This is a genomic window from Azospirillum sp. TSO35-2, assembly GCF_003116095.1.
In the GTDB taxonomy this organism is placed as follows: domain Bacteria; phylum Pseudomonadota; class Alphaproteobacteria; order Azospirillales; family Azospirillaceae; genus Azospirillum.
The window spans coordinates 1,592,034-1,605,946 of sequence record NZ_LGRA01000021.1 but is presented as its reverse complement, the minus strand read 5'-3'; the positions used below and the strand labels follow the sequence as shown (position 1 = coordinate 1,605,946).

At 68.2% G+C, this 13,913-nt stretch carries 12 protein-coding genes; 6 read left to right on the top strand and 6 right to left on the bottom strand.

Translation table 11 applies throughout. The features are described 5' to 3' along the window. Nucleotides 1-86: 86 nt before the first annotated feature. The gene (locus TSO352_RS23385; protein WP_109109576.1) at nucleotides 87-908 is read right to left on the bottom strand and encodes a formate/nitrite transporter family protein; all 822 of its coding nucleotides are present in this window, start codon (nucleotides 906-908) and stop codon (nucleotides 87-89) included. 587 nt (nucleotides 909-1,495) lie between these two features. Between TSO352_RS23385 and TSO352_RS23380 the strand changes: the two genes are divergently transcribed. Then, nucleotides 1,496-2,095, top strand: coding sequence for an Hsp20/alpha crystallin family protein (locus tag TSO352_RS23380; protein ID WP_199231700.1), 600 nt, complete (start codon nucleotides 1,496-1,498; stop codon nucleotides 2,093-2,095). Nucleotides 2,096-2,132: 37 nt separating this feature from the next. On the opposite strand, the gene TSO352_RS23375 is transcribed toward TSO352_RS23380, so the two are convergent. From TSO352_RS23375 to TSO352_RS23355, 5 genes are read right to left on the bottom strand one after another with little or no spacing between them, the layout of a single operon-like run. After that, nucleotides 2,133-2,876 (bottom strand): diguanylate cyclase, encoded by a 744-nt coding sequence (locus TSO352_RS23375; protein WP_109109575.1) that lies wholly within the window; start codon nucleotides 2,874-2,876, stop codon nucleotides 2,133-2,135. Beyond that, a complete protein-coding gene (locus TSO352_RS23370) occupies nucleotides 2,873-3,784 on the bottom strand; it encodes a HAMP domain-containing sensor histidine kinase (protein ID WP_109109574.1) in 912 nt (303 codons plus the stop codon). The genes TSO352_RS23375 and TSO352_RS23370 overlap by 4 nt, the downstream gene beginning before the upstream one ends. A gap of 14 nt (nucleotides 3,785-3,798) precedes the next feature. Then, complete coding sequence (gene siaC, locus TSO352_RS23365; protein WP_109109573.1) at nucleotides 3,799-4,173, bottom strand: biofilm regulation phosphoprotein SiaC; 375 nt, start codon at nucleotides 4,171-4,173, stop codon at nucleotides 3,799-3,801. A 19-nt stretch (nucleotides 4,174-4,192) separates the two neighbouring features. Next, entirely contained in the window at nucleotides 4,193-4,738 is a 546-nt protein-coding gene (locus TSO352_RS23360; RefSeq protein WP_109109572.1) for a SiaB family protein kinase, read from the bottom strand. 14 nt (nucleotides 4,739-4,752) lie between these two features. Then, nucleotides 4,753-6,423, bottom strand: a complete 1,671-nt coding sequence (locus TSO352_RS23355; protein WP_109109571.1) for a SpoIIE family protein phosphatase — start codon at nucleotides 6,421-6,423, stop codon at nucleotides 4,753-4,755. A 453-nt stretch (nucleotides 6,424-6,876) separates the two neighbouring features. Between TSO352_RS23355 and TSO352_RS23350 the strand changes: the two genes are divergently transcribed. The 5 genes from TSO352_RS23350 to TSO352_RS23330 all read left to right on the top strand — a co-directional run bounded on the left by TSO352_RS23350 (nucleotide 6,877) and on the right by TSO352_RS23330 (nucleotide 13,862). Further along, complete coding sequence (locus TSO352_RS23350; RefSeq protein ID WP_109109570.1) at nucleotides 6,877-7,731, top strand: transporter substrate-binding domain-containing protein; 855 nt, start codon at nucleotides 6,877-6,879, stop codon at nucleotides 7,729-7,731. 122 nt (nucleotides 7,732-7,853) lie between these two features. Next, complete coding sequence (locus tag TSO352_RS23345; RefSeq protein ID WP_109109569.1) at nucleotides 7,854-8,609, top strand: response regulator transcription factor; 756 nt, start codon at nucleotides 7,854-7,856, stop codon at nucleotides 8,607-8,609. Between the two features lie 111 nt (nucleotides 8,610-8,720). Then, the gene (gene polA / locus TSO352_RS23340; protein ID WP_109109568.1) at nucleotides 8,721-11,624 is read left to right on the top strand and encodes a DNA polymerase I; all 2,904 of its coding nucleotides are present in this window, start codon (nucleotides 8,721-8,723) and stop codon (nucleotides 11,622-11,624) included. Nucleotides 11,625-11,932: 308 nt separating this feature from the next. Then, on the top strand, nucleotides 11,933-12,505 hold the full coding sequence (locus TSO352_RS23335; protein ID WP_109109567.1) for a hypothetical protein: 573 nt from the start codon (nucleotides 11,933-11,935) through the stop codon (nucleotides 12,503-12,505). Nucleotides 12,506-12,713: 208 nt separating this feature from the next. Next, entirely contained in the window at nucleotides 12,714-13,862 is a 1,149-nt protein-coding gene (locus tag TSO352_RS23330; protein ID WP_247872340.1) for a glycosyltransferase 87 family protein, read from the top strand. The last annotated feature ends 51 nt before the right edge of the window (nucleotides 13,863-13,913 follow it).

Here is a 13,913-nt window from a genome sequence, read left to right as displayed (position 1 = left end):
GTTTTCAGGTCGGGGGTCATCGGCTGGCTGACCGGCCGCGGCGGAAATGTGGTCCTGTCGGACGCTACGTGTGGTCCTGTCGGACCCTACGTGTGGTCCTGTCGGACCTGGGCATGGTTGATCAGCGCCACCAGCCCGACACCGCCCAGCACATTGCCGATCAGCGACGGCAGCAGGAAGCTGAAGGCGTAGCCGCTCCAGCTCACCTCGCCGGTCATGGCGGCGAAGGACACTTCGACCGATCCGGCGACGACGTGGGCGAACTTGCCGAGCGCGATCAGGTAGGTCAGGGCGACGATGACGAAGAAGCGCGCCTGCCCGACCGATGGCGTGATCCACACCAGCAGCGCGATCAGCCAGCCGGCCAGCACGCCGTGCAGGGTGGTGGTCCAGAAGCCGGAATCGGCGGCGTTCCGCCCCAACTCGGCGAAGTTCGCGGTCAATGCGGGCGTGAAGGTGGGTGTTCCGGCGGCGAAGGCGGAGAACAGCAGCGTGCCGACGATGTTCGCCACGAACACCAGCGTCCACAGCCGCGCCACCTTCATCAGGTTCCCGGCCGACCAGCGGTGGAGCAGCGGCAGGATGACGGTCAGCGTGTTCTCGGTGAACAGTTGCTGGCGGCCGAGGATGACGATCAGGAAGCCGAAGCAATAGCCGAAGCTGGCGACCAGCGGCCGCCACGGCTCGTCGGGCAGATGCGCCATCAGCAGCGCCTCGCCCACCATGGAGAAGCCCATCGACAGCCCGGCGGCCAGACCCGACCACAGCAGGGACGCGGTCGGCCGCTTCAACTCCTCCTCGCCCTCCAGGCGGATGGCCTCGTGCAGGATCAGGGCCGGCGGGTTGGAGCGTTCCTTGACTTCGTCCCGCTCCGCTTGGTCGAGACGGGGATCGCTGACGTCGGGCACGGGCGGTCTCCGGGAAACGTCGGGGGAACATGGCGGCGGCGGACGGCGATCGAACCCACCGTTCGCAATGGACGAACCAGCGGCTGCGGCAATCCGGAGGGCCACCGGGTCGTTGTCGCCTCCGCCATGATCTCAAGATGATGGCGTCGCATCGCCGTTGCCATCGGTCTTTCGGGGCAGCCGAACGGCCAACTTGCGTGTGGCACCACCTGTTCCCTGGCACGCTGCCATCTCCTGCCGCTCACGGCTGCCCGGTGGGGTGTCGCGTCCGGTGGGGGCGGCCAGTCCGGGGGCCGGAACAGCGCGTGCTGTTCAGCTCAAGCGCGGCGGTCGCGGTCCGGTTCCGCTTTCTCCGTCGGGCTCCCCCCTCTTCCTCCGGACTTGGTGGGAAAGCACGCCAGCCCTACGCAAGCTTTGCACCCGACCGGCGAACCGCAACGCCACGGAGGGGCGATCGCCTTTCGGCATAGTCCCGGCATTAATCCAGATTAATGCGTTGCAACCGCGGTCGGGCCAGTCTTCCAGGCACGGGATTTCAACGCCGGCCGGGGCTCGTTTCCGGCACGAGCGGCATCCAGGAGGACATCATGGCTGACACGATCATGACCGATCAGAAAAAGCAGGACGTCCAGACCACCGGCGCGGCCACCGGGGCGACGACCACACCGACCACCCAGACCGCGGCCAGGACGATGGCCGAGCGCAATCGCCATCCCTTCCTTGCCCTGCGCAACGAGTTCGACCGCCTGTTCGACGAGGCGTCGTCGATGTTCCGCTCGCCCATGGCGCTGTGGGGCCGCCGGCCCGGCTTCGGGATGGAGCCGCTGCTGCGCGTCGATGAGCCGATGGACGCGATCATCCCGGCGGTCGACGTCGACGAGCGCGAGGCCGACTATCGCCTGACACTGGAAATGCCGGGCCTGGAGGACAAGGACATCGAGGTCGGCCTGCAGGACGACATCCTGACCGTCCGGGCCGAGAAGAAGGAGGAAAAGGAGGAGAAGGACAAGAACCGCAGCGTCTCGGAACGGCGTTACGGCGTGTGCGTGCGGTCGTTCCAGCTTCCGGCCAACGTCGATCCGGAGGGCATCACCGCCGGCCTGAAGAACGGCGTGCTGACCGTCACGCTGCCGAAGACCGGTCCCACCCAGCCGGCGGCGCGCAAGATCGCCATCACCCAGGGCTGACGGCGCCGTTACGGTCGATCCGGGCCGTGGCGGTGGTTCAGGCCGCCGCGGCCCAGCGGTTGCGGCCGGCGCGCTTGGCGATGTACAGCGCGTCGTCCGCCGCCTGGATGCAGGCGTCCGCCGTCCCGCCCGGCCGGTGGCTCGCCACGCCGAGGCTGAGGGTCACGCCGATGCTGCGGCCCTGATGGGTGACGGGATGCTGGGCGACCAGGTCGCGCAGCTTTTCCGCCACCGCCTCGGCCTGGAACTGGTCGGCGCCGGCCAGCAGGATCAGGAACTCCTCGCCGCCCCAGCGGGCGCACAGGTCGTGGCTGCGCAGGTTCCGGCGCAGCAGGCCGGCCAACTCCACCAGCACCAGATCGCCGGCGGTGTGGCCGAAGGCGTCGTTGATCGCCTTGAAATGGTCGATGTCGAGCATGATCAGCGCGAAGCCGCCGCCCTGCTGGGCGATGCGGCCCAGCTCCGCCTCCAGCCGTTCGATCATGTGGCGGCGGTTGGGCAGATCGGTCAGCGGGTCGGTCTGCGAGGCGGCGTGCAGCGTCTGCGCCATCTGGCGGGTGTCGGTCTGCATGCGGTCGCTGATCTTGGCGATCTTGGTCAACTGCCGCATCAGCTTCAGGTGCTCGCCCGCCAGCGCGCGGAATTCCGCCATCAGCGGATGGCCGGCGTAGTCCTCGTTTTCCGACAGGCGGCGGAGCCAGTCCTGAAGCTTCTGCTCTTGCAGCATCATTCCCACCGTTCCCCGCCGCACCATCAAACGCCTGTTCAGGCCGTCCGTCATGACGGCAGCTCCTCCGGCACGTCCGCCGTCTGCGGTGACGCCACCGCCACGGATGGCGGCTGCAGGACCGCCGGCAGCCGGACGGTGAAGGTCGAGCCGCGGTCCGGCTCGCTCGTCACCGTGATCCCGCCGCCGTGCGACTGCACGATGCAGCGGGCAAGATGCAGCCCAAGCCCGGCCCCGGTCGTCCCCGCCGCGTTCGAGGCGCGGTAATACTTGTCGAACAACCGCGCGGCGTCGGCGGCGTTCACGCCGATCCCGTCGTCGGTCACCCGCACCACGACCTGCCCCTCGCCGGTGGAGAGGTCGAGGCGGATCGTTCCCCCGTTCGGCGAGTATTTGACAGCGTTTTCCAGAAGGTTGGAAAAGACAACGGCCAGAAGGTCGCGGTCGCCCGGGATGGGAATCGGACGGTCGAAGCCGTGGACGTCGAGCCGATGGGTCATGGTGCCGGCGCGCAGGCCCGACACCAGATCGCCCAGCATCGCGGCAAGGTCGAAGGAGGTCGGCTTGGCGGCGACGGTGCCCAGCCGGTCGTCGGTCAGGCAGCGTTCGATCAGGTGCAGCATCCGCTGCACCGCGTTGCGGATCTTGGCGACGCGCCCGATGGCGGACACCGGCAGCTTCGGCTCGATCTCCAGCATCTGCGAGGCGCTGTCGATGATCGCCAGCGGCGTGCGGAACTCGTGGCTGACCATCAGGACGAACTGGCGCTGCTGCCGCGCCATCTCCTTGGTCTCGGTCTGCAGACGGTCGCTGATCTTGGCGATCTTGCGGAACTGGCGCAGCAGCTTGCCGTGCCGGTCCGCCAGCTTCTGGAGTTCGGGCAGCAGCGGGTTGTCGGCGTTGGCCGGGTCTTCGGCCAGCCGCTGCATCCACTCGCGAAGCTCCTGTTCCTGCGACCGCATCGGTTGGGGTGTCCCTAATGCGCCAGGATTTCGAAGGGCAGCGACACGTCCTCCGCGAACTCCTCCGCCATGTCGAGCGCGCGGTCGTTGTCGCGGTCGTAATGCCAGCGCACCGACACGGCTTGCCCGTTCTGATGGGCGCCGTCCAGCATTTCCAGCACGTCGATCATGCATTTGATGCTGCTGGTGTTGAGGTAGCTGAGCCCGATGTCCAGCACCACGGCCGCCGCCGGTTCCTTCAGGTAATCCTCAAGCCAGGTGAACACCGGGGCGTAGAAGTCGAAGGAGTTCTCGGGATAGGATTCCCCCTCGATCCGCAGGATGCCGGTCGCCGGATCGAAGTCGATCAGGGGCGAGCAGGAGGTTCCCTCGATCCGCAAACTGTCCATTATGCAGGTTCCGTATTTTTTACAGCTGGACTTCAAGGCTGAAGAAGAAATAGCGGTCGTCCACCGCGCGCACCGAATACTCCAGCGGCCGGGTGGCCTTGCGCGCCATGTCGATCAGGCCAAGGCCGGCGCCGCCGGCGCCCGCGTCGCGCGGCTTGCGCGACTGCTCCTTGTAGGCCGCCTTCAGCCCGGCCTTGTCCAGGCCGCGCAGCCGCTCCAGCATCGCCGACAGCCCCGGCACGTCGTCCGCCTCCACCAGATTGCCGGAGCTGACGACGTAATGGTCGTCCTCCTTGCCGATCACGACAATACCACTGTTGGACGGGATCGGGCGGCCCGCCGCCTCGCGCGACGCGGTGTAGTTGCGGACGTTCTGCGCCTGCTCCACATAGACGGAGAAGACGTCCATGATCGCCGACTTCTCGATCTGTTCGCTTTCCAGATGGTTGCGGACCGCCTTGCCCAGCTCCTCGATGACGCTGTGGCTGAACGGGCCGCTGAAGCAGATCAGCAGCTTCTGCCGTGACAGCAGTTCTTGCAGGTTGAAGAGTTCGTTGCCTTTCATCGTGCCCTTGGGACCTAGCCTTGCGAGTGGGTGGGATGCATGGATGATACGGCGGACTCGGGCGGAGCCGCCGCGGAAATCGGAACAAAACCGACCAGCGTGATGTCGTCGCGCTGCGGCCGGTCGCCCTGGTGATCGGCCAGCGCGCGGGCGAAGGCGGCCTTGCGCTCCGCCATCGGCAGGCCGTCATGCTCCAGCAGCAGTGCGTGGAAGCGCCGGTTGCCGAAGCCGAAGCCGCGCGGGCCGCCGGCCTGATCGAGGAAGCCGTCGGTGGTCAGGTAGAAGCTGCGGCCCGGCGCCAGCTCCACCCGATGGGTGGTGAAGCGATGGCCGGTGTCGGACCGGCGGTAGCCCAGGCTCTGCGGGTCGCCCTTCACCTCGGCGACGGCGCCGGTGCCGGGGTCCACATGATGCAGCGCGATGCGCCCGCCGGCGAACAGCAGGTCGCCCCGGTCCGGCCGCACCAGGCACAGCCCGATGTCCAGCCCGTTGTCGAAGCGCGCATTCTCCCGGCCGCGCGCCAGGGTCGTCCGCACCATGCGGTTCAGCCCGCCCAGGATCGCCGCCGGGTCGCCGTCGGGCGTGTGCGACAGCACATGGTCGAGCACGGCGTTGACCATCATCGTCATGAAGGCGCCCGGCACGCCGTGGCCGGAGCAGTCGGCGACACCGATCAGGAAACAGCCGTCATCAAGCTCGCGGAAGATGTGGACGTCGCCGCCCACCACGTCGCGCGGACGCCACAGCACGCACAGCCCGGCCAGCCGCCGGGCCATTGCCCGTTCGTCGGGCAGGATGGCCGATTGCAGCAGGCTGGCGTACTGGATGCTGTCCATCACCTGCCGGTTCACCACCGCCAGCTGTTCGTTGGAGTGGTGCAACGCCTCCGTCCGTTCGGCGACGCGCTGTTCCAGCCGTTCGGTGTAGTCGTGGACGGTTTCGGCCATGTGGTTGAAGGCGACGGTCAACTGGCCGATCTCGTCGGCGCGGCTGTTGCGCAGACGGACCCGGTAGTCGCCGGCGGCGATCGCGCGGGCGGAGCGGGTCAGCCGCGCCAGCGGCGCCAGCACCAGCCGGTTCAGCAGGATGCTGATCATGCCGATGACCGCCAGCAGCGAGAAGAACACCAGCCCGGCCATCGGCGCCAGCGCCGTCAGGGTGGCGCTCTCCGCCTCCTCCAGCGAATAGGTCAGGCGCAGCACGCCGACCACCGTGCGCTCCCCCTCGGCGTCGGAAATGCTGACCGGACGCTCGACGACCGTCACCTCCGCCCGGCCGGCCGGACGTTCCAGCGCGGCCAGCGGCTCGCTCTGCGGGGCGCGGCCACCGGTGGCGGCCCACACCTTGACGCTGCGCACCGCCGGATCCTCGGCCAGCAGGGCGCGGAACATCCCCTCCACCGCGCGGGTGTCGTATTCCCACACCGCCTGCCCCATGGCCGCGGCCTGCAGCGTGCCGACCAGCGTGGCGCGGTGGGTCAGCGCCTCGCGCTGCTGCCGGCCGACCAGCATGGAGGACACGCCCATCGCGACGACGCCGACCAGCAGCGTGCAGCCGACGATCATCAGGATGACGCGGGTCAGCAGCGAGGTGCCGCCGGCCTGACGGTCGGCGCCGCCCGAGCCCTGGGGGCCCGCGCCGCGAAGCGTGTAGGATTCGGCGTCGTCCCATCCCGTGACGGTCATCCACAGTCTCCTGACCCGGCTGCTGGCCCGGTCGGCCGGCGCCTGTCCGCTCATGACGTCGCCGATCCGGTCGGCATGATCCCCGGTATGCCCAAGCTCATCAGTAAAGCCACTCTGGCGTGCGGCGCACCGTCAGTCATCGTGGCGCGATGCCGGAGGCGGGCGGACTCATTCTTAGCACGATGGTGTTAATCAGTCCTGAAAGAACATGCGGCAAAGGACGTCTTGATTGTAGGAACGCCAACAAAATGGCCGCAACCGGCAACCGGCTGCAACAAACGACGGCAAAATGCGACGAACTGTAACAGTCCAGGGCTGCCGGGACTTCGGGAGTTGCTTCGGGACGGCCGCTTTTCCGTGGACGGGGTCTGCGTCCCCCATGCTACCCTTCCGGCGTACCGCGGCAGGGGGCGGTGCGGCGGGCCGGTCTTGCGGCGCAGGCGAGGGTGGACGATGGCAGAGCAGATCGGGGCAGAGCGGATCGGGACGAAGCGGGCGACGGGAAAGCGCGCCGGTCGCGTGTTCGGCGGTCTGGCGGCCGCGCTGGCGGCTCTCTGCGCCGCCGGTGCGCCGTCGGCGGCCCGCACGGTGACGGTGCTGGCGCCGGAACTGCCGCCGATGGTGGCGTCCGACGGCACCGGGCGCGAGGCGTCGATCATCGGTGAGGCCTTCGCCGCCTGCGGCCATCAGGTGCGGTTCAAGGTCGTGCCGTTCGGCCGCCATTGGGCCGACTTCCGCGACGGGGCGCCGGCCGACGCGGTGAGCACCGTTCCCGCTGGGGTGGACCTGCCGGGCGAGCGCTCCGTCCCCTACATCCTGTATCAGAACGGCGCCTCGGTGCTGAAGAGCAGCGGCCTGCGCGTCGGATCGCTGGCCGATCTGGCCGGCAAGCGGGTGATCACCTTCGCCGGCGCCCCCGACGTGCTGCCCGGCCTGCGCGCCGCGATCCCCAGCTTCGGCGATTTCCGCGAGCGGGCCGACCAGATGGTCCATTCCAACCTGCTGTTCGCCGGCCGGGTGGACGCGGTGCTGGCCGACGGCCTGATCTTCGCCGAGTACAACCGTCAATTGATGGAGAAGGGCAAGGCCGGTGCCGGGCTGCCCTTCGACGCCGGGCAGGAGGTGGTGTTCACCGCCATCTTCCCGCCGACCCCCTACAGCATGGTGTTCCGCGACCATGGCCTGCGCGCCGAGTTCGACCGCTGCTTCGCCGAACTGAAGGCCAGCGGCCGGGTCGACGCGATCGACCGCGCCGCGGTGGCGCGCTACGCCGCAACGGTCGGTGACCGGTACCTGTCGAACCGGTAGCCGGTCGGGATGCGGATTGCGACAGGCCGGCTGGATTCGGTTGGCGTAACCCGTTGGGGCGTTTAGTATACCGGTGTATGAGTCTGAACCTGTACGACTGTGAACGGGGGGCGTAAGGCGTCGTGGCCAGCATCATAGTGGTCGAAGACGAAACCGACCTGCGCGATGATCTCGTCGAATATCTGGACCGTTGCGCCTTCGATGTCCGGGGGGCCTCGCGCGGTTCGGAATTGGATCGGCTGCTGGAGGATGGCCCGGCCGATGTGATCGTGCTGGACATCAACTTGCCGGATGAGGACGGGTTCTCCGTCGCCCGGCGGATCCGCGCCTCGTCGTCCGCCGCGATCATCATGCTGACGGCGCGGTCGGGGCTGATCGACCGGGTGATCGGGCTGGAGCTGGGCGCCGACGTCTATCTGGTCAAGCCGGTCGATTTCCGCGAGGTGGAGGCGCAGATCAAGGCGCTGCTGCGCCGGATGCAGAAGGCGGCCGCCACCCCGGCCCCGGCGGAGACCGCGTCCGGCGCGGCGCCCGGGGGCGCGGAGTCGCGCAAGTCCTGGGTGTTCGACGACATCGAATGGCGCATCCAGCCGCCGACCGGGTCCGCCGTGCCGCTGACCGCGACCGAGTACAAGTTCCTGTCGCTGCTGGTCACCGCCCCCGGCGAGCCGGTCAGCCGCCAGGACATCTCGGTGGCCCTGACCGGCCGCGATTGGGACCCCTACAGCCGCTCCATCGATTCGCTGGTCCGCCGCCTGCGCATCAAGGTGGAGGAGCGCAGCGGCTGCGCCCTGCCGGTGCAGGCGGTGCACGGCGTCGGCTACGCCTTCGTCGGCACCGTCGTCAGCAGCGCGGTGGAGGATGGCGCCGCCGGTTGAGGCACCCCGGCCGGGGCTGCGGTTCCGGGCCATGATGGCGGGTCTGCCCTCTCGACTCCCGGCCCTCCTTCGGCGATGGTAGCGCCCGCAAGGAAGGGACACGAGAGCACCATGACCGACGCCAGCGCTGACCTCACCACGGCCCAATCCGCCACGGTCGATCCCACCGGCGACCGCAGCGGCCTGTATCTGGTCGACGGCTCCGGCTTCATCTTCCGCGCCTTCCACGCGCTGCCGATGCTGACGCGGCCGGACGGCACGCCGGTCAACGCGGTGCTCGGCTTTTCCAACATGCTGCTGAAGCTGCTGGCCGACATCAAGGCGGAGGCGGTCGCGGTGGTGTTCGACAGCAAGCGCCTGAACTTCCGCAACGAGTTCTACCCCGATTACAAGGCCCACCGCCCCGAGCCGCCGGAGGAGCTGAAGCCGCAGTTCGCCCTGATCCGCGAGGCGACGGAGGCGTTCTGCCTGCCCTGCCTGGAACTGGAGGGCTACGAGGCCGACGACCTGATCGCCACCTACGCCCGTCTGGCCCGCGACGCCGGCCGGCCCGTCACCATCGTGTCGTCGGACAAGGATCTGATGCAGCTGGTCGGCCCCGGCATCGGCATGTTCGACCCGATGAAGAACAAGACCATCGGCCCCGACGAGGTGTTCGAGAAGTTCGGCGTCGCGCCGGACAAGGTGGTCGACGTCCAGGCGCTGGCCGGCGACAGCGTCGACAATGTGCCGGGCGTGCCGGGCATCGGCATCAAGACCGCCGCCCAGTTGATCACCGAGTACGGCGACCTGGAATCGCTCCTGGCCAACGCGGAGAAGATCAAGCAGCCGGCCCGCCGCCAGAAGCTGATCGAGTTCGCCGACCAGGCCCGCGTTTCCCGCCGCCTCGTCCTGCTCGATGACCACGCCCCGCCGCCCAAGCCGCTGGAGGAACTGCGGGTCCGCGAGCCCGACCACCAGAAGCTGATCGACTTCCTGAAGGCGCAGGGCTTCCGCACCATCGTCTCGCGCGTCGAGATGGAGATGCAGAAGGACGGTCGCATCGCCGATGGCGCCGCCGCATCCTCCGTTTCCGGGGCCGCCACCGCGACTCCCACGGCGTCCGCCACCCCGGCGACGGCCGAGGCCCCGGCGGAGGCGCGCCCAGCCCGCAAGGCGGTGCTGAACGTGCCGGAGGTCCGTTACGAACTGGTGCAGGACGCCGATGCGCTGCGCGCCTGGGTCGACCGCGCCCGCGAGACCGGCGTGCTGGCGGTGGACACCGAGACCGACAGCCTGACCCCGGCCACCGCGACGCTGGTCGGCGTGTCGCTGTCGACCGCGCCGGGGCTGGCCTGCTACATCCCGCTCGCCCATGGCACGGCCGCCACCGCCGCCGGCCAGCTCGACTTCGACGCCCCGCCGCCGCCGGTGCAGATCCCGACCGCCGAGGCGATGGCGATCCTGAAGGACGTGCTGGAGGACCCGGCGGTCCTGAAGATCGGCCACAACTTCAAGTTCGACCACCAGCTCTTCGCCCGCAACGGCGTCCAGGTGGCGCCGATCGACGACAGCATGCTGATTTCCTACGTGCTGGAGGGCGGGGCGCACGGCCACGGCATGGACGAGCTGGCCGAACTGCACCTCGCCTACACCCCGATCCCCTTCAAGGAGGTCTGCGGCACCGGCAAGAACCAGATCACCTTCGACCGCGTGCCACTGGACAAGGCGCTGGCCTACGCGGCGGAGGACGCCGACATCACCCTGCGGCTGTGGACCCTGCTGAAGCCCCGGCTGGTCGACGAGCGCATGGTCACCGTCTATGAGACGCTCGACCGCCCGCTGGTCCCGGTGGTGGCCGACATGGAGCGCGCCGGCGTGCGCATCGACCAGGGCGCGCTGGCCCGCCTGTCGCAGGATCTCTCGGTCCGCCTCGTCGAGATCGAGAAGGATGTCCACGCGCTGGCCGGCCAGAGCTTCAACATCGGCTCGCCCAAGCAGCTCGGCGAGATCCTGTTCGACGGGCTGAAGCTCGGCACCGGCAAGAAGGGCAAGACCGGCGCCTATTCCACCGACAGCAGCGTGCTGGAGGAGTTGGCGGAGCAGGGCCACACCATCGCCCAGCGCGTGCTGGACTGGCGCCAGCTTGCCAAGCTGAAGAGCACCTACACCGACGCCCTGCAGGAGAAGATCTCCCCGGTCACCGGCCGCGTCCACACCGCCTTCGCCCTGGCGGCGACCAACACCGGCCGCCTGTCCTCGACCGACCCCAACCTGCAGAACATCCCGGTGCGGACGGAGGAGGGCAAGAAGATCCGCCGCGCCTTCGTCGCCTCCCCCGGCTGCAAGCTGCTGAGCGTCGACTATTCACAGATCGAGCTGCGTCTGGTGGCGGAGATGGCGAACATCCAGGCGCTGAAGGATGCCTTCCGCGACGGTCTGGACATTCACGCCGCCACCGCCGCCCAGGTGTTCGGCATCCCGCTCGACCAGATGACGTCCGACATCCGCCGCAAGGCCAAGGCGATCAACTTCGGCATCATCTACGGCATCTCCGGCTTCGGCCTCAGCCGCCAGCTCGGCATCACCCCCGGCGAGGCCAACACCTTCATCAAGGCCTATCTGGAGCGCTTCCACGAGCTGAAGGTGTGGATGGAGGCGACCAAGGCCTTCGCCCGGCAGCACGGCCATGTCGTGACCCTGTTCGGCCGCCGCTGCTACATGCCCGGCATCCAGGACAAGAACGCCGCCCGCCGCGCCTTCGCCGAGCGTCAGGCCATCAACGCCCCGATCCAGGGGACGGCGGCCGACATCATGAAGCGCGCGATGAACCGCATGCCCGCCGCCCTGGCCGCCGCCGGCAGCAACGCCCGCATGCTGCTGCAAGTGCACGACGAACTGCTGTTCGAGGTGCCGGAAGCGGAGGCGGAAGAGGCTGCGAAGATCGTGCGTGGGGTGATGGAGGGCGCGGCCCACCTGGGCGTGCCGCTGGTGGCCGAGGCGGGGATCGGCGACAATTGGGAAGAGGCGCATTGAGGCGCCGCGAGCGGAGCGGCCCCGCTGGAACTGCAGGGCCGCCGCTTCGGAACGAGACGATCCCAATCAATGGATTCCCGTCATCCGTGCGGAGGCGGGAATCCAGCTTTCCCATTGATCTTCCTGCGGAAAAACCAGGATTCCCGCGTCCGCGGGGATGACGCCGGCAGGATTGGAAGCGGGCATCCAACCTCCCACCGGCTAGGCGGATCGGCCAGCCCGGACCGGTCCGCAATATATTGAGCCTGCATCATTATGTGTGCTAACCCGGACGGAACGAAAATATCCTTAATCGAGGAGGGGTTGGCGTGAAGACGGTTGCCCACACCATCGCCTTTGCCCCGCTGGACGTTCGCCGGGCGCTTGTTTACGCCGCCTTGTCGCGCATCGCGTCGAGCAGCGTGGGAGATTCTGTTCAAGCCTCGACCGACCGACTCAAGCGTGTGCTGTTCCCATGGATGGTGCTGGACTTCCGGGGTGAGCCAACCAAGACCAAGGCTCTGTGCATCTTCAAGATGTTCCTGCGCGACAAGGACGACGACAGCAAAGCCTACGCCAAGCTCGCCCGAGAGATGAAGACGGTCGAACAGAACTCCAAGCTGGCGAAAAGCATGAGCTGGTTCAAGCGGGTGAAGACGTCGAAGTCACGTACCGTCGACAGCAACATCTTTGACGACATGCTCACCCTGTATCTCCAGGGCGATCCTTCGAACCCGATGGCCTTCGAAATGAACCAGGAACTCTTCGCGCAGATCCTGCGGACGCCGCCGACGCTCAGCCAGAGCAAGGAACTGCTGGTTGCCGTCCGTCAGATCCGGCAGACCTGCAAGGACGCTGGCTTCGATCTGAAAAATCTCGGGCTCTCCGACAACTTCACCTGAAGGTTATGGCGGAACTCGAAAGCGGAACAGTTCAGTCTCTATAATGAAAATCATTTAATTACCTGACCGTTCCGATCTCCATTATTGAACCGCTCCGGGCGTGGGCTTGGGGTCCGGTAATTTCATGAACTCGAATGGAACTGTTCTGTCGCGCGTTTCGCGCGGCGGAAACGCGCGCCGTGTCGGCGCCAGTGCGTGGGCGGTTGGGGTGTGGTGCCTGTTCGTGGTGGCGATGGCGGTGATGGCCATCGTCCGGCCGGGGCGGCCGATCACGCACATCTATCGGGATGCGGTGCTGGACTGGTGGTCGTCGGTGCCGGTCTACACCGAGGGCATTCACGGCTTTCTCTATTTCCCATCCAGCGCCGTGCTGCTCGGGCCGCTGGCGGCGTTGCCGTTGGAGGTTGGGGACCAGCTGTGGCGGCTGGTGATGGTGGCGGTCTTCTCCGGAGCGGTGTACCGGGTGGCGGCGTTGCTGCACCCGAACATGGGGCGGACGCTCGCCGCCTGGGTGCTGGTGGCGGCGATCCCCACCGCGTCGATCAACATCCTGCGCGGCCAGTGCGAGCTGATCATGATGTCGGTCGTCCTGCACGCCGCGGTCGATCTGGCGCGCGGGCATGACCGGCGGGGCGGGCGGATGCTGGCGCTCGCGGTGGCGTTGAAGCCACTGGCGCTGGTGCCGGCGCTGCTGTTCGCGGGGGTGCGGCCGGGGGTGCGGCGGCCGCTGGCGCTCGGGCTGCTGGTGGCGCTGCTGGCGCCCTTCCTGCACCCGGACCCCGGCTATGTCGCCGGACAGTATGCGGCGATGATCGGCAAGCTCGCCATCGCCGCCGCCCCCGACAGCGGCCGCTGGTTCGACCTGACCCGCCTGCTGGCGGAGGCCGGGGTGCAGCCCGCCTACGCCACCATGACCGGGCTCAGGATCGCCGGGGCGCTGCTGGTGGCCGGGATCGCCTGGGCCGGGGTGCGGCGGCTGGACCATGCGACTGGGGTGATGGTCACGCTGATGCTCGGCGCCTGGTATCTGGTGCTGTTCAACCCGCGGACGGAGGAGGGCTCCTACCTCAGCATCGCGGTTCTCACCACGCTGGCCGCGGTGGTGGAGCATCGCCGGCCGCGCGCCGGGGCGTTGCCGATGCTGCTGGGGCTCGCCGTGGTCGGGTTGGGATTGCATGTCTATGGCGGCTGGTTCTACCGGCCGACGCAGATGTGGCTGAAGCAGGCCTTGACCCTCGCCCTGCTGGGCTACCCGGTCTGGCTCGTCGCCACCCGCCGCAGCCTGCTGCCTCTCCGTGTGACCGGCGCGGCCGACCGGCCCCACGCCGACCATCCGCAGGCGACCCCGGCCGGCTGACCGGCTGTCCTTGCCCTTTCCCGGTTGCTCGACCTACCCTTTCGGGGGAGG

What these genes read in the sequence shown, in the direction of transcription:
- TSO352_RS23355 (WP_109109571.1), bottom strand. Translation starts at nt 6,423, where the DNA reads ATGACCGTCACGGGATGGGACGACGCCGAATCCTACACGCTTCGCGGC.
- TSO352_RS23360 (WP_109109572.1), bottom strand. Translation starts at nt 4,738, where the DNA reads ATGAAAGGCAACGAACTCTTCAACCTGCAAGAACTGCTGTCACGGCAG.
- TSO352_RS23350 (WP_109109570.1), top strand. Translation starts at nt 6,877, where the DNA reads ATGGCAGAGCAGATCGGGGCAGAGCGGATCGGGACGAAGCGGGCGACG.
- TSO352_RS23370 (WP_109109574.1), bottom strand. Translation starts at nt 3,784, where the DNA reads ATGCGGTCGCAGGAACAGGAGCTTCGCGAGTGGATGCAGCGGCTGGCC.
- siaC (WP_109109573.1), bottom strand. Translation starts at nt 4,173, where the DNA reads ATGGACAGTTTGCGGATCGAGGGAACCTCCTGCTCGCCCCTGATCGAC.
- TSO352_RS23380 (WP_199231700.1), top strand. Translation starts at nt 1,496, where the DNA reads ATGGCTGACACGATCATGACCGATCAGAAAAAGCAGGACGTCCAGACC.
- polA (WP_109109568.1), top strand. Translation starts at nt 8,721, where the DNA reads ATGACCGACGCCAGCGCTGACCTCACCACGGCCCAATCCGCCACGGTC.
- TSO352_RS23375 (WP_109109575.1), bottom strand. Translation starts at nt 2,876, where the DNA reads ATGACGGACGGCCTGAACAGGCGTTTGATGGTGCGGCGGGGAACGGTG.